We start from the raw sequence: 25,590 nt of genomic DNA on the forward strand, positions 1-25,590 counted from the left end.
CGTTAATTACTTTGTCGGGGAAGGGGGTTGACCCTTTACTGCCCGTTAGACCCCGTTGTGGGCGGCCGGACCGCCGGAGAGCGGCACCGGCGCGAAAACTCCGCTCCCGAGGACGTTCACCGCGCGGCCCGCTCCACCGCACTCGCCAGCAGCGCCAGATCCGTCGGCCCGTTCCCCAACTCCCGTACGCTGCGCCGCGCCGGCGGGTCCCCCATGCGCGCCCACTCCAGCGGCACCACCGTCGGCCGCAGGGTCGCCGTCCGCGGTATCCGCCCGGTGACCCGGCCCCCCTGGAAGCCGGTCTCCCGGCCGTCCCCGCGGTACAGCACCCCCCGGCCCGGGGCCGGGTCCTCCGGACCGCCGCCCGGCTCCCGCAGCACCACCCGCAGCCCCGCCCGCCGCCCCAGCTCACTGTCCGCGGTACGGCCGCCGGGCCCGGTACTCGCCACCAGGTGCACCCCGAGCCGCGCCCCGTCCCGCGCCACCGCCTCCAGCGCCCGCACCACGGAACCCGCCGCGGGCCGGCCGGTGGAGCCCAGCGGCGGCGACAGCAGCGCGTCCACGTCGTCCACCAGCACCACCAGCCGGGGCAGCGGCTCGACCGGCTCCGGGGTTTGCTCCGGCGCCCCGGGCCGGAGCCGCAGCGTCGCACTCGTGGCCGCCTCCACCTCGGCGGCCGCCCGGCGTCCGGCGCCCGCCTGGCCGGAGCGCTGCGCCACCAGCCGCCCGGACAGCTCCTGCCCGGTGTGCCACTCCGAGAAGTCCAGCCGCCCCAGCAGCTCCGCCCGCCGCTTCAGCTCCGTCGTCAGGGACTGCGCGAACTCCCGCATCCGCACCGGGTCGTCCGCGGTCAACCGGGCGGTGACATGCGGCAGTTCGGTACAGGCACCGAGGCCCTCCGCCGCACCCGCCGCGGGACCGGCCGCGGTGGGGCCGCGTACCGCGTCCCGGCCGTCGACCAGTGCCAGCCCCAGCCGCCCCGGCCGTTCCGCGGACGCCAGCGAGGCCGCCACCGCCCGCAGCAGCTCGGTACGGCCGCTGCCGGGCGGGCCCTCCACCAGCAGATGCGGGCCGGCCCCCTCGGCCGCCAGATCCACCGAGACCGGGCCGCGGGGGCCCGCGCCCAGCACCGCCCAGGCCCGGCCGCCCAGCGCGCCGGTGTCGTCCGCGGCCGCCGCCCAGCGGGCCAGCAGCGAGGCGGGGGTGGCCCGGGCCAGGCCCAACTCGTCCAGCAGCCGGGCGCTCCGCGGCAGCGGCGCCGACACCCGCGGACGCCCGGCGGCGCCACCCTCGGGCCGCAGCGGCGCCAGCGCCCGGGCGAAGCGGTCCGCCCACGCCGCGGACACCGCGTCCACCGTGGCCAGCACCCCCTGCCCGACCGGCACCCCCTCCGCGGTACGCAGCAGCCGCAGCGTCGTCGCCACCTCACCGCTGAGCAGCCCCACCGCCCCGCAGGACCGGAACGCGGGCGACACCGCGCAGGCCGCCTCGAAGGTCTCCGCCACCGGGGACGACGCGGAGGCCGGTGCCGTGGTCGCCAGGCACACCACATGCATCCCCGCCGCGGGCCCCTCCCGCGTGATCCGCAGTACGGCGTCCCGCAGCGCGGCGGAGCCCGGGTCGCCGTCCACCAGCAGCACCGTGGCGGAGCGCGGCGCCGCCGGCTCCGCCCCCGCGGCCGCGTCCTCCGCCCGGTCGTCGAGCCGCCGCAACAGCTCCCCGGTGCGGGCCGCGGCCTGCTCCCGGTCGAAGGCGAGCAGCAGCCGGCAGTCCTGGCCGTGCGCCGGACGGGACTGCGGCAGCCAGCCCAGCCAGCCCCACTCGGCCGTCCGCTCCTCGGCCGGACGGGCCCGGTCCGCGGCGATCAGCACGATCTCCAGGGTGTCGGGGCCGTGCAGCGCGGCGAGCTGCGCCACCACCGCGCGCGCCAGCCCCGCCAACCGCTCCGGCGGCCCCGCGAGCCCGAGCGCCCCAGCCTCCCGCAGCCCGACCGTCACCGGCACCGCGGGCAGCGGCTCACCACCGCCGGGCGCGGGCCGGTCCGCGGTGCCCAGCCGTACGGTCAGCGCCTCCGGGTGGTCCGGGTCGCGCTCCCAGAGCTGCGGGCCCGGGCCCAGCACCGTCAGCAGCAGCGTCGCCGGATCCGGCCACACCTGCGGGGCACCGGTGCCGCCCGGCACGAGCGCCCCGGTGGCGCTACGGGTGCCCCCGCCGCCGCCCGCGCCTTCCGTCGTCGGCGCACCGGTACGCGGCGCCTCGTCCGCGGGCCGCGCCTTCCACCGCCGGGCCCAGGCCGCCAGCCCCCGCCGCCGCCCGGCCCCGCCGTCCCGGTCACCGTCACCGGGCGCGCGTCCGTCCTCCGTGAAGTCGGGCGAGGGATGCGCGGCACCACCGGGGGAGGTGTCGTACGCACTGCGGGTGTGCGCCTCTTCCTCGCCGCCCCGGCCGTACGGGGACCGGTGGGCGCTCCGGGCGCCGGGGGCAACGCCGTTGGCCTCGGGGGGAGTTGAGGGGCCGGGGATGGTGGGGCGGGCCGGGCCTCCGGGACCGGCCGGGGACCCGAAGGCGTCCGGTCTCCCGCGCCCCGGACCTCCGCTCAGGCCCTCCACCCCGGGGGCGCCGCCCTGGCCCGGCACCGTGCCCGGACCGGGGGAGTGCGCGCTGCCCGGGTCCGACGCGGCCCAGGCGGCGTCACCGTCGGCCCGTGCCGTCGCCCCGCGCGGACCGCCGCCGGACGCCCCGCCCTGCCGCGGCACGGCGGCCCCGGCCTCGGCCTCGGTCTCCTCCGGTGCCTCCGTACCGAGCCCCCGTACCCGTACATGGCCCTCGCCGTCGGGTGCTGTGGGAAGGGGCTCGGCGGGCTCGGGGCCGCGGGTGAGGGTGAGGGCGGACTCGCCGAGCCGCAGCAGCGCGCCGGCGGGCAGCCGCACGGGGCGCTCGCCGACGGGGCGGCCGTCGAGGGTGGTGCCGTTGGTGGAGCCGAGGTCGGCCACCGAGACCGCGCCGTCCGGGGCCAGCGTCACCGCGCAGTGCAGCCGGGACACGTCCGGGTCGTCCAGCGGCACATCGGCCCTGGCGGAGCGGCCGATCTGGATCCGGCCGCCGTGCAGCAGATGCACCCCGCCCGCGTCGGGCCCGGCCACCACATGCAGATGGGCCTGCGCGCCCGCCGGCTCGGGCCCCGGCTCCGCGGGCCCGCCCAGCGACAGCACCACCCCGTCCAGCAGCGGCGGCTCGCCCAGCGTGCACCGCCGCACGTCCAGCTTCTCGGCGCCCGCGTACAGCGCCGCCGAACCGTCGCCGCCCGCGGCCGAGGCCAGGGCGGCGGCCACCGCGGCCAGCGCGGTCCCCGCGGGTGCGGTCACCAGCACGTCTCCCGCGAGGCGGGCGGAGGGCGCGTCGGTGCGCGACCCGAGGACGGTCAGCCGGATCTGCATCGCCGTCGGCGGTCCCTTCTGTGCGGGCGCCGGGCCGCGGGGGCTGCGCTGCCCTCCCCCGCACCGCGCACCGGCACCTCGGCCAGTACCCAGATACGGGGAGCATCCTTGCACCTGCCGCTGACAACGCGCCCGCGGGTCGGCGAAAAATGATCTTGATTGGCCGGCTCTGCCCGAAAAACAGCCGGGCCGGCCCGGGTTCACCTGCGGCCCGCCGAGGTCGAGGCCGCGGCAACCAACCCGGTCCGGTCCGCGTCTTCCCCGGGGCGGATTCCCTCCGGGTGGATTCCCTCCGGGCGGTCGGCCAGGCCGCCGGCCGGCCACCGCTCGCGGCTGTTTCCGGCCACCGGAATCCGGGCCGCCGCCCGGTCGGCCGCCTCGGGCGGGACGGGCCCGCGCCCGGCATTACAGTGGGTCGGACCGTCCGGGCCGACGGGTGCCGTCCGCGGCGCCGGCACCCGGTACCAGCAGGCGACAGTCGGTAACAGCGATCAGCAGGGAGTGCATGACGTGCGGCCGGTGGGCAGCAAGTACCTCCTGGAGGAGCCGCTCGGACGCGGCGCCACGGGCACCGTCTGGCGCGCCAGGCAGCGCGAGGCCGCGGGCGAGGAGGCCGCCGTCCAGGGCGCGCCCGGCGAGACCGTGGCGATCAAGGTCCTCAAGGAGGAGCTGGCGAACGACGCGGACATCGTGATGCGCTTCCTGCGCGAGCGCTCCGTCCTGCTGCGCCTCACCCACCCCAACATCGTGCAGGTGCGGGACCTGGTCGTGGAGGGCGATCTGCTGGCCCTGGTGATGGACCTGGTCGACGGCCCCGACCTGCACCGCTATCTGCGGGAGAACGGGCCGTTCAGCCCCGTCGCCGCCGCCCTGCTCACCGCCCAGATCGCGGACGCGCTCGCCGCCAGCCACGCCGACGGGGTGGTCCACCGGGACCTGAAACCGGCCAACGTCCTCCTCAAGCAGGACGAGGCCGGTATGCACCCGCTGCTCACCGACTTCGGCATCGCCCGCCTCGCCGACTCCCCGGGCCTCACCCGCGCCCACGAGTTCGTCGGCACCCCGGCCTATGTGGCCCCCGAGTCCGCCGAGGGCCGCCCGCAGACCTCCGCCGTCGACATCTACGGCGCCGGCATCCTGCTGTACGAACTGGTCACCGGGCGGCCGCCGTTCGCCGGTGAGAGCGCCCTGGAGGTGCTGCACCAGCATCTGAGCGCCGAGCCCCGCCGCCCGTCCACCATGCCGGGTCCGCTGTGGACGGTGATCGAGCGCTGCCTGCGGAAGAACCCGGACGAGCGGCCCAGCGCGGAGAACCTCGCCCGTGGCCTGCGCGCCGTCGCCGAGGGCACCGGAGTGCACGCCACGGCCGCCCAGATCGCCGCCGCGGAGGGCGTCGGCGCGCTCCTCGCCCCCGACCCGGACCCGGCCACCGTGCCCGGCGGCGCCCCGGCGTCCGACGGCACCTACGACCCGTCGGCCGCGACCAGCGTCCTGCCGCACACCGCGGCCTCGGCCTCCGACGCCACCTCGGTCCTGCCCACCGGCGGTGACAACCAGCCGACCTCGGTGCTGCCGCCCGTGCCGCAGGGCCCCCCGGGCGGCGGTCCGGACAGCCCGCACCCCTGGGAGAACCAGTTGCGCGCGGCCCGCGACCGCAACGAGCAGACCCAGGTGCAGCAGTATCTGGCCCCCGACGAGGACCCGCTGCGCCACCGCCCGCAGCGGCAGGTGGCCCGCCGCCAGCAGCCGCAGCAGCAGTACGCCCCGCAGCAGTACCAGCAGCGGCGGCAGACCCCGCAGCCCGACGCGTACGCCCCGCAGCGGTACGCGCCGCCGCAGCAGCCGGCCCAGCGCCCGCCGCGCGAGCCGCGCCGCAGCAACCCCAACAAGATGCGGATCCCCGGCCTCGGCTGCCTCAAGGGCTGCCTGTTCACCCTGGTCATCCTGTTCGTGGCGGGCTGGCTGGTATGGGAGTTGAGCCCGCTCCAGGAGTGGATCGGCACCACCAAGGGGTACTGGGACCAGCTCGGCGAGTGGTTCGACACCGCCAGCACCTGGGTCGGCGACCTCGGCAACAAGTAGCGGCGGTGAGCGGGGCGTTGGCGATGCCGCGACGGCAAGTGGCGGCAAGTGGCGCCGCCCGCAGGCCCGTTGCGTCCCGGAGAGATCAACTCCGGTCCCGCCGCGGTCCCTTCACCGCCCGGTACGGTGATTTGTCGACATCCAGGGGTGGATTTCCCGCGCTGAGGTGAAGGCCGCTGCCGTGGGCGCGTAGCTTTGGCGCCAACAAGCGTCCGTAGGAGCAGCCTTGGCACGGAAGATCGGCAGCCGGTACACCGCCCACCAGGTCCTGGGGCGCGGTAGCGCCGGCACGGTGTGGCTGGGTGAGGGGCCCGAGGGCCCCGTCGCCGTCAAGTTGCTGCGCGAGGACCTGGCGTCCGACCAGGAGCTGGTGGGCCGCTTCGTCCAGGAGCGCACCGCCCTGCTCGCCCTGGACCACCCGCATGTGGTCGGCGTGCGCGATCTGGTCGTGGACGGCAACGACCTGGCCCTCGTCATGGACCTGGTACGCGGCACCGATCTGCGGACCCGGCTCGACCACGAGCGGCGGCTCGCCCCGGAGGCCGCCGTCGCCATCACCGCCGATGTCGCCGAGGGCCTGGCCGCCGCGCACGCCGCCGGCATCGTCCACCGCGACGTCAAACCGGAGAACGTCCTCCTCGACATGGAGGGCCCCCTCGGTCCCGGCGGCGCCCACCCCGCGCTGCTCACCGACTTCGGCGTGGCCAAGCTGATCGACACCCCGCTGCGGGCCCGCGCCACGAAGATCATCGGCACTCCGGACTACCTGGCCCCGGAGATCGTCGAGGGCCTCCCGCCGCGCGCCGCGGTCGACATCTACGCCCTCGCCACCGTCCTGTACGAACTGCTCGCCGGCTTCACACCGTTCGGCGGCGGGCACCCCGGGGCCGTACTGCGCCGCCATGTCACCGAGACCGTGGTGCCGCTGCCCGGCATCCCGGAGGAGCTGTGGCAGTTGATCGTGCAGTGCCTCGCCAAGGGCCCGGCGTCCCGGCTGCGCGCCTCCGAACTGGCCGCCCGCCTCCGCGAACTCCAGCCGGAACTGGCCGGCCTGCCGCCCCTGGACGTCGACGAGCAGGCCGTCGACGACGAGGACGATGCCGACGACTCCGCGTACGGCGAGGAGGACGGCACCGAGTCCGCGGCCCGCGGTTCCGAGGCCGAGACCCCGCCGCGGGCCAGGCGGGGCGCGGTACCGCTGGTACGGGGCACCGCGCCGGACTCCAACCGCGACACCCACACCAGCATGAGGGTGCCGGGCCGGGATGAGCTGGCGGGCGGCGCCCGCGGCACCGCCCGAGCGCCCCGGGCCAGCGGCGCCCCCCGCCCCGGCTCGGCGCGCAATCGTGCCGCGGCCCGCAGACGCCGGGTGGCGCTCACCGCGGGCGGGGTGCTGCTGGCGGCCGCGATCGGCGTGGGCACCTGGCTGGCCGTCGGCGGCGACGACTCCGAGACCCCGCCGCAGGACACCACCCACTCGGCACCCGGCACCCCCTGACCACCCCCGGCGTCCCCGGGGTTCTCCCCGCCCCGGACGGAACGCTTGCGGCAGCCGTTACGCTGGACCCGTGGCAGTCGTCGATGTATCCGAAGAGCTCAAGTCCCTCTCCTCGACCATGGAGTCGATCGAGGCCGTCCTGGACCTCGACAGGCTGAGGGCAGACATCGCAGACCTGGAGGAGCAGGCGGCCGCGCCCTCCCTCTGGGACGACCCGGAGGCGGCGCAGAAGATCACCAGCCGCCTCTCCCACCTCCAGGCCGAGGTCCGCAAGGCCGAGGGCCTGCGCGGGCGGATCGACGACCTGGAGGTGCTGTTCGAGCTGGCCGAGGCCGAGGACGACCCGGACGCCCGCGCCGAGGCCGAGACCGAACTGGCCGCTGTGAAGCGCGCCCTGGAGGAGATGGAGGTCCGCACCCTCCTCTCCGGCGAGTACGACTCCCGCGAGGCCGTGGTCAACATCCGCGCCGAGGCCGGCGGTGTCGACGCCGCCGACTTCGCCGAGCAGCTCCAGCGCATGTACCTCCGCTGGGCCGAGCGCCACGGCTACAAGACCGAGCTGTACGAGACGTCGTACGCGGAGGAGGCCGGCATCAAGTCGACCACCTTCGCCGTGCAGGCCCCCTACGCCTACGGCACGCTCTCCGTGGAGCAGGGCACCCACCGGCTGGTGCGGATCTCGCCCTTCGACAACCAGGGCCGGCGCCAGACGTCGTTCGCCGGTGTCGAGGTGCTGCCGGTGGTCGAGCAGTCCGACCACGTGGACATCGACGAGTCGGAGCTGCGGATCGACGTGTACCGCTCCTCCGGCCCCGGCGGCCAGGGCGTGAACACCACGGACTCCGCGGTCCGCATCACGCACATCCCCACCGGCATCGTCGTCTCCTGCCAGAACGAGCGCTCGCAGATCCAGAACCGCGCCACCGCGATGAACGTCCTCCAGGCCAAGCTGCTGGAGCGGCGCCGCCAGGAGGAGCAGGCCAAGATGGACGCCCTCAAGGGCGACGGCGGCAACTCCTGGGGGAACCAGATGCGTTCCTACGTCCTGCACCCGTACCAGATGGTGAAGGACCTGCGCACCGAGTTCGAGGTGGGCAACCCGCAGTCGGTGCTGGACGGCGAGATCGACGGCTTCCTGGAGGCCGGGATCCGCTGGCGCAAGCAGCAGGAGAAGTAGCGGCGCGCGAGCACCCGGAAGGGGCGTGACCTGGGCCGCCGCCCGCCGGTCACGCCTCTTCCGGCACGTCCGCCCCGGTGAGCGCCAGCCGCAACTGCTCGTCCTCCACGATCCGCCGGGCCAGTGCCGCGTGGGAGATGTCCACCGCCTGCGGATCCGACTCGGCCAGCTCGCTGCGCCGGGCGTAGGCGTCGAAGCTCTTCTGCCGCTCGGCCAGCACCTCCACCAGCCGCTGGTCCACACTGCCGGTCGCCAGCAGCCGGTGCACCTGCACCCGGCGCACCTGCCCCATCCGCTGCGTACGGCCTATCGCCTGCGCCTCCAGGGCGGGCGTCAACTGCGGCTCGCACAGCACCACCACCGAGGCGGCCTGGAGATTGATCCCGAGGCCGCCGGTCTGGATCTGCGCGGGCAGCACCGCGGGGCCCTCGGTCGCGGTGAACTCGTCGATCAGCTCCTGCCGCCGCTCCAGCGGCACACCGCCGGTGAGCGCCTCGGACACCGGCGGCCCCCCGGCCGCGGCGAGCGCCGCCGACACCGTGCCGAGGACCTCGCGGAACGCGGAGAAGACCACCACCTTCAGCCCGTTCTCCGCGGCCTCCGCGACCACCTCCTTGAGCCGCCGCAGCTTCGCCGACTGCGCCGGGTCCGCGTAGGCGGCGCGGCGCATCGCCGCGAAGTCCCGCCCCTCGACGGCCTGCCGGTACGCGGCCTGGTCCGCCTCGGAGAACTCCTCCCAGGCGTCGGTGTGCAGCACCCCGGGCAGTTCGGTCAGCACATCGGGCTGGTTGCGCCGCAGATAGCAGTCGGCGACCCGGGCCCGGAACACCCGCGAGTCCTCCGCCCGCACGCCGGTGGTCGGCTCGGGCAGCGACCGCGGCCGCAGATACCGCACCAGGGCACGGAACTCCTCCGGCCGGCTCTGCATCGGCGTACCCGTCAGGAACAGCACCCGCCCGGTGCTCCGCCGCCGCACCAGGGTGTCCACGGCACGGGCCCGCTGGGTGGAGTGGTTCTTCACATAGTGCGCCTCGTCCACCACCAGCATCTCCAGGCCGACGCCCTCCGGCAGGGTCAGATTCCGCAGTACGTCGAAGCTGGTGACGGCCACCCCGCCCTGCCGCCGCCAGGCGTTCAGTGCGGTGGCGCGGTCCGGCCCGTGCAGCCGGTGCGCGGTCAGGGCGCTGCGGCGGCCGATCTCCCGGATCCAGTTGAGCAGGACGCCCGCCGGGCACACCACCAGGAAGTGCCGGCCCTGCTCGGCGGCGGCCAGATGCGTCAGCGCGGCGATGGCCTGCACCGTCTTGCCGAGGCCCATCTCGTCCCCGATCAGCACCCGTCGGCGGGCCAGCGCGAAGCGGGCGCCGAAGGCCTGGTAGCCGCGCAGCTCCACCCTGAGCAGCGACTCGTCCAGCGGCTGGGCGCGGATCTCCTCGGCCGCCCCCACCGGCAGGAAGCCCTCCGCGGACGCCCGGTCCACCACCCGGTCGGTGATCCGCGGCAGCAGGGTGTAGTAGTCGGCGGCCCGCACCTCGAAGTCCAACCAGGCCTGGTCCACCGGCAACGGCCCCCGCAGCAGATCCACCGCGGCCTGCCGCAGCGCCAGCAGCACCTCGTCCCGCTCGGCCCGCTCCAGTACGGCGGCGAGGCGGGCGGCCGCGGAGCGTGCCGCGGCCCGGCGGCGGCGCCCGGAGAAGAACAGCCGCAGCCGGGAGGCCGCCGGGCGGGCCGCGTCCAGATCGGCCTCGATCTCCTCGGCCGTCCGCCGGGCCAGGCGCACCGCGGCGTCGATGCCGGGGCCGGCCAGCAGCATCCGGTTGAGCGAGAGCAGCAGCGCGGTACTGAGCGGCTCGCCGGTGGTGGCCGCGTCCATGTCGATCCGCACCGCCACCCCGTCCACCGCCGCCCGCGCCAACTGCTCGGCGGCCGCCATGAGTTGGCCCGCGGTGGCGGCCCCGATCCCGGGCAGCGCCCGCAGCGGGTACGTCCCGGCCGCCAGTACCTGGCCCACCGTGCTGTACCCGCCCAGCTCCAGGGCGCGCAGGGTCTCCTCCCGGAGGTGCCCCGCGGTCACCTCGTTCAGCCGGGGCAGCGGCAGCCGCTCCAACTCGGCGCGCGCCAACCGCTGTTCGAGCCCCGCCACCGCCTCCCGCACCGCGTCCCGCGCCGCCTCGTCCTCGTCCCGCACCCCGCGGGCGGCGGTCAGCAGCTCCCCGGCCTGCTCCAGCAGTACGGCGGCGCGGCGCCCGGTCGGCGCGGCGGTGTCCGGGGCGGGCTCGTCCTGCGCCGGCTGCCCGTGCTCCATCCGCACCCCCACCATCCCTGTCGTTTCGGCTTCCATGCTGCCATCGGCCACCGACACCACGGCGCCGGACCCCGCCCGGGGAAGTGGGCGTGCGGGGGCCGTAGTTGGGCGGGACGAGTAGTGAATGCGTCACAGTCTCATGGCCATACGCCGGGCAAGTGCGGATGAATACGACATCCCACCTGGAACGGCCTTGACGCATTCATTAAGTCTGGACAGGCTTCGACCCAGCACGTATGTCTGGGGCGGGTGCGACAGGGGGATGGGCGGACGGCCTCTCCGTGAGGCGCGACACGCACGGTACGACCCCGAAGGGCCGCGGCACCGCATATGGCTGCTCCGAATTCGGCGAACGGCTACTGGGGGTAGCAGTTTCATGACCAATAAGATGCGGGTCCGCGTTGCGCGGGTGGCCGCCGGCGCGGTGATCGCGGCAGGCGCGTCGCTGACGGTGGCGGGAGTCGCCTCGGCGACCACCGCCGCCCCGCAGTCCGAGACCAAGGACGCCAAGGACGACGGCCTGGTCGGCGGACTCATCGGCGGGATCATCGGCGGCGGCACCTCCGGCGGCGAGACGGACGGTGGCACCACCGACGGCGGCCAGACGGACGGCGGTCAGACGGACGGTGGCACAACTGACGGTGGCCAGACAGATGGTGGCCAGACCGATGGCGGTACCACTGACGGTGGCCAGACGGACGGCGGCCAGACGGACGGTGGCACCACCGATGGCGGCCAGACCGATGGCGGTCAGACGGACGGTGGCACAACTGACGGTGGCCAGACGGATGGTGGCCAGACCGATGGCGGTACCACCGATGGCGGCCAGACCGATGGCGGCACCACGGACGGCGGCCAGACCGACGGTGGCAGCACCGACGGCGGCGACAACGGTGGTGGCAACAACGGCGGCGGTGGCAACAGTGGCGGCCAGGACGGCGGCAACGTCACCGGCGGCAACGACAACACCAACCCCGACAACAACGGCTCCCAGCCGGTCGAGCAGGGCAAGGGCAAGGACGGCCTGACCGACACCGGTGACGCGCCCGCCGGCTCGCAGCCCGCCGAGCAGGGCAAGGCCAAGGACGAACTGGCCGAGACCGGTGCGCCCGAGACCGCCTTCCTGGTCATCGGCGCGGCCACCATGATCGCCGGTGGTGTCGCCTTCCGCTTCCTGCCGCGCCTGGTCGGCAACCGCGGTGGCGGTGCCGCCGCCTGACGTCCCAGGACGCCGGCGGCACCCACCCGCGACGGCGGGTCACCGTACACGGAAAGGACCCGGAGCATTCCGCTCCGGGTCCTTTCCCGTTTAGGCTCCGCGTTCCGCTTCCGGACTTCCGGGCTCCGCGCGAGGGCGGCCTCAGACGCCCTGGTGGGCCAGCAGGGCCACCGTCGCGATCAGCACCGCCAGCAGCGCCAGCAGGGTCATCGGGCTCAGCGCGGCCAACGGGTTCTGCTGCTGGAGGCGGTCTCGGCTGGCCCGGCAGACGGGGCAGCGGCCCTCGTTCACCGGGGCTGCGCAGTTCGCGCACACGAGCCGGTCGTACGTCATGCGCTCTCCTCCTCCCGCGCGGCCATGGCCTGCCGCAGCGGCCTTCACCCTGGACAACGCCCGGGGAAACCCGACCGTTCCCCCGTCCGCTCTTTCCACTGTGCCAGCTCCGCCCGGATCCGGCGCGGGCCCCCTGCGTACCCGAGCGGGCACGCTGCGTGTTCCGGCCCGCACCGTCGGCGCCCTCTTTTCATGACAAAGCGCGCAAGCAGTGCACAACTCCGGCCGCCGACTGCGCTCGTACACCCGGGTCGCGTATGGTCACGCACACCTACCCCCGGCCAACCGTGGTGCATCCGTGATCCGATTCGACAACGTCTCCAAGGTCTACCCCAAGCAGACCCGCCCCGCACTCAGGGATGTCTCCCTGGAGGTGGAACGCGGTGAGTTCGTCTTCCTGGTGGGCTCATCCGGCTCCGGAAAGTCCACCTTCCTGCGGCTCGTACTGCGTGAGGAGCGGGCCAGCCAGGGCCAGGTGCATGTGCTGGGCAAGGACCTCGCGCGCCTGTCCAACTGGAAAGTGCCGCAGATCCGGCGCCAGTTGGGCACCGTGTTCCAGGACTTCCGGCTTCTGCCGAACAAGACGGTCAGCGAGAACGTCGCGTTCGCGCAGGAGGTCATCGGCAAGTCACGCGGCGAGATCCGCAAGTCCGTGCCGCAGGTGCTCGACCTCGTCGGGCTCGGCGGCAAGGAGGAGCGGATGCCGGGCGAGCTGTCCGGCGGTGAGCAGCAACGCGTCGCCATCGCAAGGGCCTTCGTCAACCGGCCCAAGCTGCTGATCGCCGACGAGCCCACCGGCAACCTCGACCCGCAGACCTCAGTCGGCATCATGAAGCTGCTGGACCGGATCAACCGGACCGGCACCACCGTCGTGATGGCGACCCACGACCAGAACATCGTGGACCAGATGCGTAAGCGCGTCATCGAGCTGGAGAAGGGCCTTCTCGTCCGCGACCAGGCGCGCGGCGTGTACGGCTACCAGCACTGACCGCCGGCGGGCCGTCCGCCCGCCCCGCATCCACCGGCTCCACGGAAAGGCCAAGTAGACGCCATGCGCGCCCAGTTCGTCATGTCGGAGATCGGCGTCGGTCTCCGCCGCAATCTCACGATGACCTTCGCCGTCGTCGTCTCCGTGGCCCTCTCGCTCGCCCTCTTCGGCGGTTCGCTCCTCATGCGCGACCAGGTGAGCACCATGAAGGGCTACTGGTACGACAAGGTCAATGTCTCGATCTTCCTCTGCAACAAGAGCGACGCCGAGTCCGACCCCAACTGCGCCAAGGGCGCCGCGACCGGCGAGCAGAAGAAGCAGATCGAGACCGACCTGCACAAGATGGGGGTGATCCAGAACGTCACCCACGAGTCCGCCGACGAGGCGTACAAGCACTACAAGCAGCAGTTCGGCGACTCCCCGCTGGCCAGCTCCCTCACCCCGGACCAGATGCAGGAGAGCTACCGCATCAAGCTCAAGGACCCGGAGAAGTACCAGGTCGTGGCCACCGCGTTCAGCGGACGCGAGGGGGTGCAGTCGGTACAGGACCAGAAGGGCATCCTGGAGAACCTCTTCGGCCTCCTCAACGGCATGAACTGGGCGGCGCTCGCGGTGATGGCGCTGATGCTGGTGGTGGCGCTGATGCTGATCGTGAACACCGTCCGGGTCTCCGCGTTCAGCCGCCGCCGCGAGACCGGCATCATGCGGCTGGTCGGCGCGTCCAGCTTCTACATCCAGATGCCGTTCATCATGGAGGCCGCCGTTGCCGGCCTCATCGGCGCCTTCGTCGCCTGCGGAATGCTGCTGCTCGGCCGGTACTTCATCATCGACCACGGGCTGGCGCTCGCCACCAAGCTCAATCTGATCAACTTCGTGGGCTGGGACGCGGTCCTCGCCAAGCTCCCGCTGGTCCTCGCCATCGGCCTGCTGATGCCCGCCCTCGCCGCCTTCTTCGCCCTCCGCAAGTACCTGAAGGTGTAGGGCGTTCACCCGGGGCACCTCGTCACGCAAGGCCCCGGGCATGTGACAGGAGTCGCTGCGCCGCACGGTTCAACTGGCCGTGCGGCGCAGCGCGTTGTCCTAGACTCCGACCATGCCCGAATGCGACTTGTTGGACGAACCTCCCGACGGGAGCCGCCGGTTCAGACGCGGAGCCGCCCTCACGTTCGTCCTGCTGAGCGTCCTCGCCGCCGGTGCCGCCGCCGGAGCCTGGACCGACGGGCACCGCTCCGACGACTCCGCGGACCGCTCCCGCACCACCCGCCCCGGCCCCGCCGACAGCCGCCGGGATGTCGCCGACGCCGCCGAGGAAGCACTCTCCGACGGCTCCTCCCCTCTCAAGGCCGCCCGGCGCGCGGTCAGCCGCAGCGGCGACCGCTGGGGCGCCGTCTACTCCCCGGGCGAGTACGCCGAGTTCGAGCAGGCCCTCGACGGCACCTACACCGGCGTCGGCATCTGGGCCCGCCGCAGCCCCGACGGCACGGTACGGATCTCCGGCGTCAAGTCCGGCAGCCCCGCCGCGCACGCCGGCCTCCGCACCGGCGACCGGCTCCGCCGTATCGACGGCCGCCGCGTCGACCGCCTCCCCGTCACCGAGGTACTGGCCCGGCTCCGCGGTGACGCCGGCCGCACCCCGCCGCCCGGCCCCGGTTCCGCCGTCACCCTCGACCTCGGCCGCGGCGACCGAGCCTGGACGGCCACCTTGAAGCGGGCCCGCCTCTCCACCGACCCGGTCACCGTGCGGCGCCTCGGCCCCGGCGCCGGCCACGCCCTGCTGATCCGGGTGTCCTCCTTCACCAAGGGCTCCGGCGACCGGGTACGCGAAGCCGTCCGGGCCGCCCCCGCCGACAGCGGCGTCCTGCTCGACCTGCGGGGCAACTCCGGCGGACTCGTCACCGAGGCCACCCGCGCCGCCTCCGCCTTCCTCGACGGCGGCCTCGTCGCCACCTACGACGTCCGCGGTGAGCAGCGCTCCCTGCACGCCCGGCGCGGCGGCGACACCCGCCGCCCCGTCGTCACCCTCGTCGACGGCGGCACCATGAGCGCCGCCGAACTCCTCACCGGCGCCCTCCAGGACCGCGGCCGCGCCGTCGTCGTCGGCAGCCGCACCTTCGGCAAGGGCTCCGTGCAGATGCCCAGCGAACTCCCCGACGGTTCCGTCGCCGAACTCACCGTCGGCCACTACCGCACCCCCACCGGCCGCAACCTCGACGGCCACGGCATCACCCCCGACCTGGAGGCCGACGAGGGCACCCGGGCCCGGGCCGAGCAGGTATTGACTGGCCTCGGCACCCCCTCCTAGTGCGAAAATGGCAGCACTATGGCTAAGGAAAAAGGGCGCAAGCTGATCGCGCAGAACAAGAAGGCGCGGCACGACTACCACATCCTCGACACCTACGAGGCGGGCCTCGTCCTCAGCGGCACCGAGGTGAAGTCGCTGCGCCAGGGCCGGGCCTCCCTGGTCGACGGCTTCATCCAGATCGACGGCGGCGAGGCCTGGCTGCACAACGTGCATGTACCGGAGTACAGCCAGGGCACCTGGACCAACCACAGCGCACGCCGCAAGCGGAAGCTGCTGCTGCACCGGATGGAGATCGACAAGCTCGACACCAAGTCCCAGGAGACCGGCCACACCGTCATCCCGCTCGCCCTCTACTTCAAGGACGGTCGCGCCAAGGTCGAGATCGCCCTCGCCAAGGGCAAGAAGGAGTACGACAAGCGGCAGACCCTCCGCGAGAAGCAGGACCGCCGCGAGGCCGACCGCGCCATGTCCGCCGTCCGCCGCCGCCAGCGCGCCTGACCACCCGGCCCGCCCCCGCGGGCCGACGGGAATACGGTGGCACGGGACCGTGTTCCTCCCGTACGATGGCACTCGCCTCCCCAGTGGGGGCCTGCTAGAAAATGCTGGAAACGCTGATTGAAAACACAACATGGGGATGATCGGTTTCGACAGCGGCTGTCGAAGCAGGGGAAGCGAGCCGAGGAAGCGGCCATGATCTCGTAAACCACAGGCCGAAACCAATAATCGCCAATACCAAGCGCGATTCCTTCGCCCTCGCTGCCTAAGTAGCGACTTGCGAAGTGTCAGCCCGGGGGTGTTCCCGACCCGGATCCTGGCATCAGCTAGGGGACTTCACCGTTGAGCCCGGTCACGGGGTGCAGCGGGACAACAAACAGTGACTGAGCCCGTCGGAGACTTGTTCGCGTGATCTCCGGGGCTGAGAAAATCGCAGCGAACTGCGCTCGGAGAAGCCCTGGTTCCGCACCGTTGGACGCGGGTTCGATTCCCGCCATCTCCACTCGACGACAGGCGATCCATGCCCACGGACAACGTGGGCCATGGATCGCCTTCGTCGTTTCTGCGCGGCTTCGCCGCGCGAGGTGGGGGCTTCGCCACCCACACCCCCCGTTAGGTCGGCTCGGTGCCGTCATTCGCCGCTTGCCGGGTGGGACATCCTCATGGCCAGGGTGAGGGCGATGGCTGCTGCCGCGGGGGCCAGGGTGTAGGCGGGGGCGGGGGAGAAGCGGTCGATCAGCCAGCCGGCGGTGGCGGAGCCGGTGGCGATGCCGGTGAGGAGGGCGGTCACCGCGAGCGTCATGCCTTCGTTGGTGCGGCCGCCGGGGGTGCGGCGCTGGATCAGGGCCATCCCCGTCACCATGGTCGGTGCCGTCGCCATGCCCGCGACCAGCAGGGCGACCGCCAGCAGCGGCAGGGAACCGGTGGCCGTGGCGGCGAGCAGCGGCAGCGTCAGCAGGAACGTCATCGCGGCGAGGCAGCGCGGGAAGCGGCGTTCCGGCGGGCCCGCGAGGCGCAGCGCACCGTAGCCGAGGCCGGCGGCACAGGAGCCCGCGGCCTGGAGCGCCAGCACCGCCCCGGCCGCCGCCCGGTGCCCGGAGGCGTCCGCGAAGGCGATCGTCACCACCTCCAGCGAACCGAAGACCGCGCCCGTCGCGGCGAACACCGCGAGCAGGGACGGGATCCCCGGCTCCCGCAGGGGTGGCCGGCCCCGGTCCGGCGCGGGGTGCACCGGCGGTTCGGTACCGCGCTGCGCGGCGAACAGGCCGATCCCGGTGACCAGCAGCAGTACCCCGGTGAGGGTGCCGGCCTCGGGGAAGAGCGCGGTGCACAGGAAGGCGGCGAGGATCGGGCCGAGCATGAAGCACAGCTCGTCCGCGGCCTGTTCGAAGGAGTTCGCGGTGTGCAGGGCGGCCGGGTCGCCGCGCAGCAGATGTGCCCAGCGGGCCCGCGACATTCCGCCCGTGTTGGGGGTGGTGGCGGTGGCCGCGTAGCAGGCGAAGAGGGTCCAGTCGGGGGCGCCGGTGCGGACGCAGAGGACGAGGGCGAGGGAGCCGAGGGCGGCGAGCAGGGCGGCCGGTACCGCGATCCTGGCCTGCCCATGGCGGTCCACCAGGCGTGCAGTCCACGGTCCGGCGAGCGCGGTGGCCGCCATCCCGGTCGCGGTGACCGCGCCGGCCAGGGCGTACGAGCCGCGGGAGCCCGCGATCATCAGCACGGCGCTGACCCCGAACATGCCCATCGGCAGCCGCGCCAGCAGATTGCCCGCGGTGAAGGCCCGGGTGCCGGGCCGGGCGAAGAGCCGCAGATACGGATTGCGGGGGACGGCTCTGGTGCGCGGTCCGGCGGGGCGTACGGCGGCGGCTATCGGGCGGTCGCCGAGCACGCCGAGGAAGAGGTGGTCGTCTTCGGGCATACGAGCCAGCCTCGCGGCGCCGGGCGGTCCCGGTCCAACACCTGTTCCGCGCTGATTGACCCACTCCCGTTGTGAGTTGGGGCCGGTAGGTTGGGCGCCATGCGTCAGGTGGACCCCCGGCTGGTACGGGCATTCGTGACCGTCGCCGAGGAGTTGCACTTCACCCGGGCCGCGGCCCGGCTCCTGGTGGCGCAGCAGGCCTTGAGCCGCGATGTGCGGCGTCTGGAACGGGAGTTGGGGGTGGAGCTGTTCGTCCGCAGCACCCGGCAGGTGCGGCTCACCGCGGACGGGGAGCGGCTGCTGCCGTACGCGCGCGCGGTCCTGGACGCGCAGGACGCGCTGCTCGCGGCGAGTGCCGAGCCGCGGCCGCTGCTGGTGGATGTCAACAGCCCCGGCCTGGTGGGCCAGCGGATTCTGGCGCGGGCCCGGGAGGCGGTGCCGCGGCTGGAGTTGATGGCCCGCTTCGAGAGCGGCCTCACCCACGCCGCCGCGGAGATCCTCGCCGGCCGCCTCGACGCCTCCTTCGGCCGCTGGGCCGGACTGCCCGCCGCCCTCCGCCGTGGCCTCGCCCAACAGCCCGTCCGCTACGAGCAGATGGCGCTGATCCTGCCCGCCGGCCACCGGCTGGCCGCCCGCCCCGGGATACCGCTGGCCGACTTGGCCGGGGAGCGGATCTACGCCGGGGCGGGCAATCCGCGCACCCCGGAGTGGACGGATCTGGCGCGGCGCCTCTTCGCGGGCCGCGGTATCGAGGTGGCGCCGCCGGTGCCGCTGGCCGTGGGGGAGGAGGAGTTCCGGCGGGTGATGGGCAGGAGCGGGCTGCCGGTGCTCGCCGTGGTCGACTTCCCGGTGCCGCCGGGCTGTGTCTCGCGGCCGCTGCTGGAGCCGGTGCCGCTGTCGCCGGTGTCGCTGGTGTGGCGCCGCGGTCTGACCCACCCCGGTCTCGACGCGCTGCGCTCCGCCGCGGCCCACGCCGCCCGCACCGGCGGCTGGCTCCACCGCCCGCCCGGCACCTGGCTCCCACCCCAGGACGCGGAGGCCATGACGACCGGGGCCATGACGACCGGGGCCATGACGACCTGACGCGGCGGCCCTACGGGGACCGGTCTACGGTGGCCGGACGTGCACCGAGAGAGCGGACCAGGGGTATGGGCGAGGAGCAGCAGCGCGGTGGCGGGCGGCCGGGTCCGGGGGAGGCCCCGCTGGCCGGTTTCACCGTGGGGGTGACCGCGGCCCGCCGCGCCGAGGATCTGATCGCTCTGCTGGAGCGGCGCGGCGCCACCGTCCGGCACGCCCCGGCGCTGCGTACCGTGCCGCTCGCCGACGACACCGAACTCCTCGCCGCCACCGAGGAGATCCTCGCCCGCGCCCCCGATGTGGTCGTCGCCACCACCGCGGTCGGCTTCCGCGGCTGGCTGGAGGCGGCCGAGGCCCGGGGCCTTCGCCCGCGGCTCCTCGACCGGCTCGCCGCCGCCCGCATCCTGGCCCGCGGCCCCAAGGTCACCGGCGCGGTACGGGCCGCGGGGCTCACCGAGAGCTGGTCACCGGTGTCCGAGTCGACGGCGGAGGTACGGGACCGGCTCCTCGCGGAGGGGGTGGCCGGGCTGCGGATCGCGGTCCAGCTCCACGGCGAACCGCTGGCCGGTTTCCTGGCGGCGCTGCGGGAGGCGGGCGCCGAGGTGGTCGGGGTGCCCGTCTACCGCTGGCTGCCGCCGGAAGACCAGGCGCCGCTGGACCGGCTGCTGGACGCGGTGTGCGACCGCGCCGTGGACGCCGTGACCTTCACCAGCGCACCGGCCGTGGTGTCCCTGCTGCGCCGGGCGGAGGAACGCGGCCTGCTGCCGGCCGTGCTCGCCGCGTTCGGCGGGGACGTACTGGCTGCCTGCGTCGGACCGGTGACGGCGGTGCCGTTGCGGGAGCGCGGGGTGGAGCCGGTGCAGCCCGAACGGTTCCGCCTGGGCCCGCTGGTGCAGACCCTCTGCCGGGAACTCCCCGCCCGCCCCCGCCCCTGACCGGGGCGCCGCCGCCCCCAACAGCCGCACACCGCACTGCCGTTGGCCCCGACCCCACCCGCCCCACCCGTATCCCCCGCCGCAGGCGCACCACCGTCCGCCGGATGCGCGCTGCGGCCGCCCCCATTCCCCGCGGGCCGCCGGGTTCCCGTGGGGCGCCGGGAGGGGCACTGTAGAGGGGAGCACCGCGCGTACTCAGCTCGTGCTTCCCTCGGTGGTCCTCGGTGGTCCTCGTACTCCGCAAGGCGGTGACAGGCTCATGGCTTCGGGCGTCTCCGGTACCGTCCCGTCCCCCCACGAGCTGCGGTTCGACTGCGGCCGTGTCTGTCTCGACCTGCTGGCCACCGCGCATCCCGCGGAACGCCTCGACTCGGTACGCCGCCTGCGGGCCTGGTGCACCGGCGAGGGGCTGGTCCCGGCCGGCACCGTGCTCCACCGGGCCGACCCGGGCTGGCTCACCGCGTTCCGCGAACTCCGGGGCCATATCGGCCGGTTGGTGAGCGCGGAACTGGAGGGTGCGGTGGGCCGGGGCGCGGCCGCCCTCGACCATGTCAACGCCGCCGCCCGCGCCGCGCCACCCGCTCCCCGCGGCCTGCGCACCGCCGACGGCCGGCTGGTCCTCGTCCCGTGCACCGAACCGGTGTGCGCGGCGCTGCTCGCGGTGCTCGCCCGGGACGCGCTGGAGCTCCTCGCCGATCCGGCCGCCCGGGCCGCGCTGCGCCGCTGCGCCGGGGACAACTGCCCGCTGATCTACCTGGACACCTCCCGCGGCCACCGCCGCCGCTGGTGCTCCAGCGAGGTCTGCGGCAACCGCGAACGCGTCGCCCGCCACCGCCGCCGCACCGCCGCCCTCACCCGGGGCTAGGAAGCCCAGGGCCCCCTTCCACCCGCCCCCATGCCTTAAGGTGGACGGCTGCCCAAGCACGTCAGAAGGGGGCCCGGTGGCCGCGCAGGAAGCCGTCGACGCAGGTGCCGACCGTGCCGACTCGGTCCGCAGCCGTGAGATCGCGGTCGAGCAGGAGCATCTGGACCTGGTGTACCGCCGTCTGGAGGAGAAGATCCACGAGGCGGAGTTCCTGATGGACGACGCGGCCCGCCGCGGCCATGTCGGCACCCCGGGCGCACTCGCCGAGCGGGACGCCCAGGTGTACCGCGCCGGGGTCCATCTCAACCGTCTCAACAGCGAGTTCGAGGACTTCCTCTTCGGCCGGATCGATCTGCTGCTGGGCGCCGACGGCAAGAAGGGCCCGGACGGCGCGTACACCGCGGTGGAGCCCGCCGAGGGCACCGTGTGGATCGACGAGTCGGGCCGCGCCCACGCCGATGTCGCGGAGACCCTGCACATCGGCCGGATCGGAGTGCTGGACGCCGACTTCGCGCCGCTGGTCATCGACTGGCGGGCGCCCGCCGCCGCCCCCTTCTACCGCTCCACCCCGGTCGACCCGGGCCGGGTGGTGCGGCGCCGGGTGATCCGCTCCCGGGGGCGCCGGGTGCTGGGGGTGGAGGACGACCTGATGCGGCCCGAGCTGTCGGCCCGGCTCGACGGCCGGCCGCTGCCGGTGGTCGGCGACGGTGCGCTGATGGCGGCGCTGGGGCAGGCCCGCAGCCACTCCATGCGGGACATCGTGGCGTCCATCCAGGCCGAGCAGGACCAGGTGATCCGGGCGCCCGCCGCCTCCGTGACCTATGTGGAGGGCGGGCCCGGCACCGGCAAGACGGCGGTCGCGCTGCACCGGGCCGCCTACCTCCTCTACCGGGACCGGCGGCGCTACGCGGGCGGCATCCTCATCGTCTCCCCGACACCGCTGCTCGTCGCGTACACGGAGGGCGTGCTGCCGTCCCTGGGCGAGGAGGGGCAGGTGGCGATCCGCGCGGTGGGCTCCCTGGTCGACGGGGCCGAGGCCGGGGTGTACGACGCGCCCGCGGTGGCCCGGGTGAAGGGCTCGGCCCGGATGGTGAAGGTGCTGCGCAAGGCGGCCCGCGCCGCGCTGGAGGCGGGCGCGGTGCCGCGGCGGCTGCGGGTGGTGGCCTTCGGGCGGCGCCTGGAGCTGGACGCGGAGGACCTGGCGCGGATCCGGCGCACCGCGCTCGGCGGCACCGCCCCGGTCAACCTGCTGCGGCCGCGGGCCCGCCGGCTGCTGCTGGACGCGCTGTGGGAGCGGTCGGGCGCGGCGGCCCGGCACGACGATCCCCAACTGGCGGCGGAGCTGCGGTCGTCGTTCGATGAGGACGTCGCCGACGAGGACGCGTTCCTGGAGTTCCTGGACGCCTGGTGGCCGGAGTTGACGCCGCGTGGGGTGCTGGCCGCGATGGCCGACGAGCGGCGGCTGGGCCGGGCCGCGCGCCGGGTCCTCAACCAGGGCGAGGTGCGCAGGCTGGCCCGTTCGCTGGCCCGCGAGGAGCTGTCGGTGCACGATGTGGCGCTGCTGGACGAGCTGCACGCGGTGCTGGGCGCCCCCGCCCGCCCGCGCAGGCAACGGGAGTTGGACCCGCTGGACCAGCTCACCGGCCTGGAGGAGCTGATGCCGCAGCGGGAGGAGAGCCGCTGGGAGCGCGCCGAGCGCCTCGCGGAGGAGCGCACCGAGTACGCCCATGTCATCGTCGACGAGGCGCAGGATCTGACGCCGATGCAGTGGCGGATGGTGGGCCGCCGCGGCCGGCACGCCACCTGGACGGTGGTGGGGGACCCGGCGCAGTCCTCCTGGTCCGACCCGGACGAGGCGGCCGCGGCCCGCGACGAGGCACTCGGCAGCCGCCCCCGCCGCCACTTCGAGCTGACGGTCAACTACCGCAATCCGGCCGAGATCGCGGACCTCTCGGCACGGGTGCTGGCACTGGCGATGCCCGGTACGCCGGCCCCCACCGCGGTCCGCTCCACCGGTCTGGTGCCCCGATTCGCCGTGGCGGACGGGGAGTTGGCGGAGGCGGTGCGCGCGGAGGCGGCCCGGCTGCTGGACGAGGTGGACGGCACCGTCGGCGTGGTCGTCGCGATGCGGCGCCGCACGGAGGCGGCCCGCTGGCTGGCCGGGCTCGGCGACCGCCTGGTGGCGCTGGGCAGCCTGGAGGCGAAGGGCCTGGAGTACGACGCGACGGTGGTGGTCTCCCCGGCGGAGATCGCGGACGAGTCCCCGGCCGGACTGCGGGTGCTGTACGTGGCGCTGACCAGGGCGACGCAGCGGCTGACGGTGGTCTCCACGGGCCGCGACGAACCGGACTCGAACGGGGTGCCCGACCTGCTCGGAGAGTGACCGGAACCGGCTCCCGGAGGGGGAATTGCCTTGCGGCGTTCGTTTGTTACCTTGGACGTGGCACCGGCTCGATCCAAGCCCCCGGGCCCAACCTTAGTCGCTACGAGCGACCACTTGCCGCGAGGCGAGCATGGCGGGCCGGTGTCGTGAACGTCCGAAGAGGTCCACATCACCGTGTGATGTGGACCTCTTCGCGTTGTCTCCGTCCGCCCCCCGCAGGGGGTTTCGCCGCGCCCTGGATTCTCGTATGGTGGAATTCGTTTTCCGAAAACGATGAAGCGTCACGGGGAACAGGGCGAGGACACCGCGTTCTCGATCCGAGGCCGCTACCGCATACCAGTCGGTAGGTGCGACCATCGGATAGCGCTCCCGCGACCGCACGCCGGGCGAGCGCACCAGCGACACAAGGGAAAGCAGAGGAAGTCGGACATGGCAACGGCGCCCAGCGTCTCCTACTCGATGACGGTCCGGCTGGAAGTACCCGCTAGCGGCACCGCGGTATCCCAGCTCACCACGGCCGTCGAGTCCTCCGGAGGCTCGGTGACCGGCCTCGACGTCACGGCCTCGGGTCACGAGAAGCTGCGTATCGACGTCACCATCGCGGCCAGCTCCACCCAGCACGCGGACGAGATCGTCGGCAAGCTCCGCACCATCGAGGGCGTCGTCCTCGGCAAGGTCTCCGACCGCACCTTCCTGATGCACCTCGGCGGCAAGATCGAGATGGCGTCCAAGCACCCCATCCGCAACCGCGACGACCTCTCCATGGTGTACACCCCGGGTGTCGCCCGCGTCTGCATGGCCATCGCGGCCAACCCGGAGGACGCCCGCCGCCTCACCATCAAGCGCAACTCGGTCGCGGTGGTGACCGACGGCTCCGCCGTCCTCGGCCTCGGCAACATCGGCCCCAAGGCCGCGCTGCCCGTGATGGAGGGCAAGGCCGCCCTCTTCAAGCGCTTCGCCGGTATCGACGCCTGGCCGATCTGCCTCGACACCCAGGACAGCGACGCGATCGTGGAGATCGTCAAGGCCATCGCGCCCGGCTTCGCCGGCATCAACCTGGAGGACATCTCCGCGCCCCGCTGCTTCGAGATCGAGGCCCGGCTGCGCGAGGCCCTCGACATCCCCGTCTTCCACGACGACCAGCACGGCACCGCCATCGTCGTCCTCGCCGCCCTCACCAACGCCCTGCGCGTGGTCGGCAAGGACGCCGAGGACGTACGGGTCGTCATGTCCGGTGCCGGCGCCGCCGGTACGGCCATCCTCAAGCTGCTGCTGGCCGCCGGCGTCAAGCACGCCGTCGTCGCCGACATCCACGGTGTGGTCAACGCCCGCCGTGAGGACGTCCAGGCCAGCGAGGCCGGGTCCCCGCTGCGCTGGATCGCCGACAACACCAACCCGGAGGGTGTCAGCGGCACCCTCAAGGAAGCGGTGCGCGGCGCCGACGTCTTCATCGGTGTCTCCGCCCCGGACGTGCTCGACGGCGAGGACGTCGCCGCCATGGCCGACGGCGCCATCGTCTTCGCGCTCGCCAACCCGGACCCGGAGGTCGACCCGGCAATCGCCCGCCAGTCGGCGGCCGTTGTGGCCACCGGCCGCTCCGACTTCCCCAACCAGATCAACAACGTCCTGGTCTTCCCCGGGGTGTTCCGCGGCCTGCTCGACGCCCAGTCCCGCGCCGTCAACACCGAGATGATGCTGGCCGCCGCGGCCGCGCTCGCCGACGTCGTCACCCAGGACGAGCTGAACCCGAACTACATCATCCCCAGCGTCTTCAACGACAAGGTGGCGGGCGCCGTCGCCAACGCGGTCAGCAGCGTGGCGAAGGACGGCGGGGTGGCTGTGACCGGTGCCACGGCCTGAAACACGGCGCGTCGTGGAAGGCGCACCCCGGGCAGAGCCTAGGGTTGCGGGCAGCAAGCCCGTCCCGCCTGCGGTCCGCCGCGGGGTAGCGGACGGAGCGTCACCACGAGAGGCGACCGCGCTTCTCGGGTGACCCCCAGGGAGCCGGATTGGCGTTCCCGCCGCAGGTGGGGGCAGGATGCCTCTCTGGGCGCGAGCGGTCCGGGCCCGACCCGGACCCGGTCCGGGGGCCGTACGAGGCCCCTGGCAGCATCGGCTTAGCTGTGCGCAACATGCGGCTTGGCCGCGTGGCACGCCTCATTGGCAAGATGAACACGGGAGTACAAACATGAACCGCAGTGAGCTGGTGGCCGCGCTGGCCGACCGCGCCGAGGTGTCCCGCAAGGACGCCGACGCCGTGCTGGCCGCGTTCGCCGAGACGGTCGGCGAGATCGTCGCCAAGGGCGACGAGAAGGTCACCATCCCCGGCTTCCTCACCTTCGAGCGCACCCACCGTGCCGCTCGCACCGCCCGCAACCCGCAGACCGGCGAGCCGATCGAGATTCCGGCCGGCTACAGCGTCAAGGTCTCCGCGGGCTCCAAGCTCAAGGAAGCGGCCAAGGGCAAGTGAGGCTGCGCTGAGCGTCGCGGGTGAGCTGCCGGCCCGTCGTGGCTGGTCGCGCAGTTCCCCGCGCCCCTGAAGGGGCGCCTATGGCAACGCCGTTGGGGCGGTCACCCGG

At 74.0% G+C, this 25,590-nt stretch carries 17 protein-coding genes, 1 other RNA gene and 1 pseudogene; 15 read left to right on the top strand and 4 right to left on the bottom strand.

From position 1 onward, the window contains the following. Positions 1 to 116 precede the first annotated feature (116 nt). A complete protein-coding gene (locus tag ACFVST_RS19635; protein WP_390153279.1) occupies positions 117 to 3,437 on the bottom strand; it encodes an FHA domain-containing protein in 3,321 nt (1,106 codons plus the stop codon). 510 nt (positions 3,438 to 3,947) lie between these two features. Between ACFVST_RS19635 and ACFVST_RS19640 the strand changes: the two genes are divergently transcribed. From ACFVST_RS19640 to prfB, 3 genes are all read left to right on the top strand, one after another. Next, positions 3,948 to 5,519, top strand: a complete 1,572-nt coding sequence (locus ACFVST_RS19640) for a serine/threonine-protein kinase (protein WP_390153281.1) — start codon at positions 3,948 to 3,950, stop codon at positions 5,517 to 5,519. Between the two features lie 226 nt (positions 5,520 to 5,745). Further along, positions 5,746 to 7,017: a serine/threonine-protein kinase gene (locus tag ACFVST_RS19645; RefSeq protein ID WP_390153284.1), complete on the top strand. Its 1,272-nt coding sequence runs from the start codon at positions 5,746 to 5,748 to the stop codon at positions 7,015 to 7,017. 70 nt (positions 7,018 to 7,087) lie between these two features. After that, positions 7,088 to 8,194, top strand: coding sequence for a peptide chain release factor 2 (gene prfB / locus ACFVST_RS19650; RefSeq protein WP_390153287.1), 1,107 nt, complete (start codon positions 7,088 to 7,090; stop codon positions 8,192 to 8,194). 49 nt (positions 8,195 to 8,243) lie between these two features. Here prfB and ACFVST_RS19655 read toward each other — a convergent pair whose 3' ends face one another. Then, positions 8,244 to 10,535, bottom strand: coding sequence for a DEAD/DEAH box helicase (locus tag ACFVST_RS19655; protein ID WP_390153290.1), 2,292 nt, complete (start codon positions 10,533 to 10,535; stop codon positions 8,244 to 8,246). A gap of 340 nt (positions 10,536 to 10,875) precedes the next feature. Here ACFVST_RS19655 and ACFVST_RS19660 point away from each other — a divergent pair, with 340 nt between their 5' ends. Beyond that, positions 10,876 to 11,718 carry a hypothetical protein gene (locus ACFVST_RS19660; RefSeq protein WP_390153292.1) on the top strand — a complete coding sequence of 281 codons (843 nt, stop codon included), beginning with the start codon at positions 10,876 to 10,878 and terminating at the stop codon, positions 11,716 to 11,718. 141 nt (positions 11,719 to 11,859) lie between these two features. Here the strand turns inward: ACFVST_RS19660 and ACFVST_RS19665 are convergent, their stop codons facing one another. Then, positions 11,860 to 12,051: a hypothetical protein gene (locus ACFVST_RS19665; RefSeq protein WP_390153295.1), complete on the bottom strand. Its 192-nt coding sequence runs from the start codon at positions 12,049 to 12,051 to the stop codon at positions 11,860 to 11,862. A 298-nt stretch (positions 12,052 to 12,349) separates the two neighbouring features. Between ACFVST_RS19665 and ftsE the strand changes: the two genes are divergently transcribed. From ftsE to ssrA, 5 genes are all read left to right on the top strand, one after another. Continuing rightward, on the top strand, positions 12,350 to 13,039 hold the full coding sequence (ftsE, locus tag ACFVST_RS19670; RefSeq protein ID WP_390153298.1) for a cell division ATP-binding protein FtsE: 690 nt from the start codon (positions 12,350 to 12,352) through the stop codon (positions 13,037 to 13,039). Positions 13,040 to 13,102: 63 nt separating this feature from the next. Beyond that, on the top strand, positions 13,103 to 14,020 hold the full coding sequence (gene ftsX / locus ACFVST_RS19675; RefSeq protein WP_390153300.1) for a permease-like cell division protein FtsX: 918 nt from the start codon (positions 13,103 to 13,105) through the stop codon (positions 14,018 to 14,020). A 112-nt stretch (positions 14,021 to 14,132) separates the two neighbouring features. After that, positions 14,133 to 15,341: a S41 family peptidase gene (locus ACFVST_RS19680; RefSeq protein WP_390153303.1), complete on the top strand. Its 1,209-nt coding sequence runs from the start codon at positions 14,133 to 14,135 to the stop codon at positions 15,339 to 15,341. Positions 15,342 to 15,359: 18 nt separating this feature from the next. Next, positions 15,360 to 15,839 carry an SsrA-binding protein SmpB gene (smpB, locus tag ACFVST_RS19685; RefSeq protein WP_390153306.1) on the top strand — a complete coding sequence of 160 codons (480 nt, stop codon included), beginning with the start codon at positions 15,360 to 15,362 and terminating at the stop codon, positions 15,837 to 15,839. Positions 15,840 to 15,971: 132 nt separating this feature from the next. Beyond that, positions 15,972 to 16,341: a transfer-messenger RNA gene (gene ssrA, locus ACFVST_RS19690) on the top strand. Positions 16,342 to 16,467: 126 nt separating this feature from the next. On the opposite strand, the gene ACFVST_RS19695 is transcribed toward ssrA, so the two are convergent. Next, complete coding sequence (locus ACFVST_RS19695; protein ID WP_390153308.1) at positions 16,468 to 17,751, bottom strand: MFS transporter; 1,284 nt, start codon at positions 17,749 to 17,751, stop codon at positions 16,468 to 16,470. 99 nt (positions 17,752 to 17,850) lie between these two features. Here ACFVST_RS19695 and ACFVST_RS19700 point away from each other — a divergent pair, with 99 nt between their 5' ends. The 6 genes and pseudogenes from ACFVST_RS19700 (at position 17,851) to ACFVST_RS19725 (ending at position 25,481) form a co-directional block, all read left to right on the top strand. Continuing rightward, positions 17,851 to 18,834, top strand: a complete 984-nt coding sequence (locus tag ACFVST_RS19700) for a LysR family transcriptional regulator (RefSeq protein WP_390153311.1) — start codon at positions 17,851 to 17,853, stop codon at positions 18,832 to 18,834. Positions 18,835 to 18,899: 65 nt separating this feature from the next. Continuing rightward, positions 18,900 to 20,015, top strand: a pseudogene (locus ACFVST_RS19705) (uroporphyrinogen-III synthase). A gap of 7 nt (positions 20,016 to 20,022) precedes the next feature. Then, the gene (locus tag ACFVST_RS19710; RefSeq protein ID WP_390153314.1) at positions 20,023 to 20,628 is read left to right on the top strand and encodes a CGNR zinc finger domain-containing protein; all 606 of its coding nucleotides are present in this window, start codon (positions 20,023 to 20,025) and stop codon (positions 20,626 to 20,628) included. 76 nt (positions 20,629 to 20,704) lie between these two features. After that, positions 20,705 to 23,011, top strand: a complete 2,307-nt coding sequence (locus tag ACFVST_RS19715; RefSeq protein ID WP_390153317.1) for a HelD family protein — start codon at positions 20,705 to 20,707, stop codon at positions 23,009 to 23,011. A gap of 429 nt (positions 23,012 to 23,440) precedes the next feature. Beyond that, a complete protein-coding gene (locus ACFVST_RS19720; protein WP_390153320.1) occupies positions 23,441 to 24,871 on the top strand; it encodes an NAD-dependent malic enzyme in 1,431 nt (476 codons plus the stop codon). A 328-nt stretch (positions 24,872 to 25,199) separates the two neighbouring features. Further along, positions 25,200 to 25,481, top strand: a complete 282-nt coding sequence (locus ACFVST_RS19725; RefSeq protein WP_390153323.1) for an HU family DNA-binding protein — start codon at positions 25,200 to 25,202, stop codon at positions 25,479 to 25,481. The last annotated feature ends 109 nt before the right edge of the window (positions 25,482 to 25,590 follow it).

The organism is Streptomyces sp. NPDC058045, from assembly GCF_042885635.1.
Classification (GTDB): Bacteria; Actinomycetota; Actinomycetes; order Streptomycetales; family Streptomycetaceae; genus Streptomyces.

What these genes read in the sequence shown, in the direction of transcription:
- ACFVST_RS19635 (WP_390153279.1), bottom strand. Translation starts at nt 3,437, where the DNA reads ATGCAGATCCGGCTGACCGTCCTCGGGTCGCGCACCGACGCGCCCTCC.
- ACFVST_RS19655 (WP_390153290.1), bottom strand. Translation starts at nt 10,535, where the DNA reads ATGGAAGCCGAAACGACAGGGATGGTGGGGGTGCGGATGGAGCACGGG.
- ACFVST_RS19660 (WP_390153292.1), top strand. Translation starts at nt 10,876, where the DNA reads ATGACCAATAAGATGCGGGTCCGCGTTGCGCGGGTGGCCGCCGGCGCG.
- ACFVST_RS19665 (WP_390153295.1), bottom strand. Translation starts at nt 12,051, where the DNA reads ATGACGTACGACCGGCTCGTGTGCGCGAACTGCGCAGCCCCGGTGAAC.
- ftsX (WP_390153300.1), top strand. Translation starts at nt 13,103, where the DNA reads ATGCGCGCCCAGTTCGTCATGTCGGAGATCGGCGTCGGTCTCCGCCGC.
- ACFVST_RS19680 (WP_390153303.1), top strand. Translation starts at nt 14,133, where the DNA reads ATGCCCGAATGCGACTTGTTGGACGAACCTCCCGACGGGAGCCGCCGG.
- smpB (WP_390153306.1), top strand. Translation starts at nt 15,360, where the DNA reads ATGGCTAAGGAAAAAGGGCGCAAGCTGATCGCGCAGAACAAGAAGGCG.
- ACFVST_RS19695 (WP_390153308.1), bottom strand. Translation starts at nt 17,751, where the DNA reads ATGCCCGAAGACGACCACCTCTTCCTCGGCGTGCTCGGCGACCGCCCG.
- ACFVST_RS19700 (WP_390153311.1), top strand. Translation starts at nt 17,851, where the DNA reads ATGCGTCAGGTGGACCCCCGGCTGGTACGGGCATTCGTGACCGTCGCC.
- ACFVST_RS19710 (WP_390153314.1), top strand. Translation starts at nt 20,023, where the DNA reads ATGGCTTCGGGCGTCTCCGGTACCGTCCCGTCCCCCCACGAGCTGCGG.
- ACFVST_RS19720 (WP_390153320.1), top strand. Translation starts at nt 23,441, where the DNA reads ATGGCAACGGCGCCCAGCGTCTCCTACTCGATGACGGTCCGGCTGGAA.
- ACFVST_RS19725 (WP_390153323.1), top strand. Translation starts at nt 25,200, where the DNA reads ATGAACCGCAGTGAGCTGGTGGCCGCGCTGGCCGACCGCGCCGAGGTG.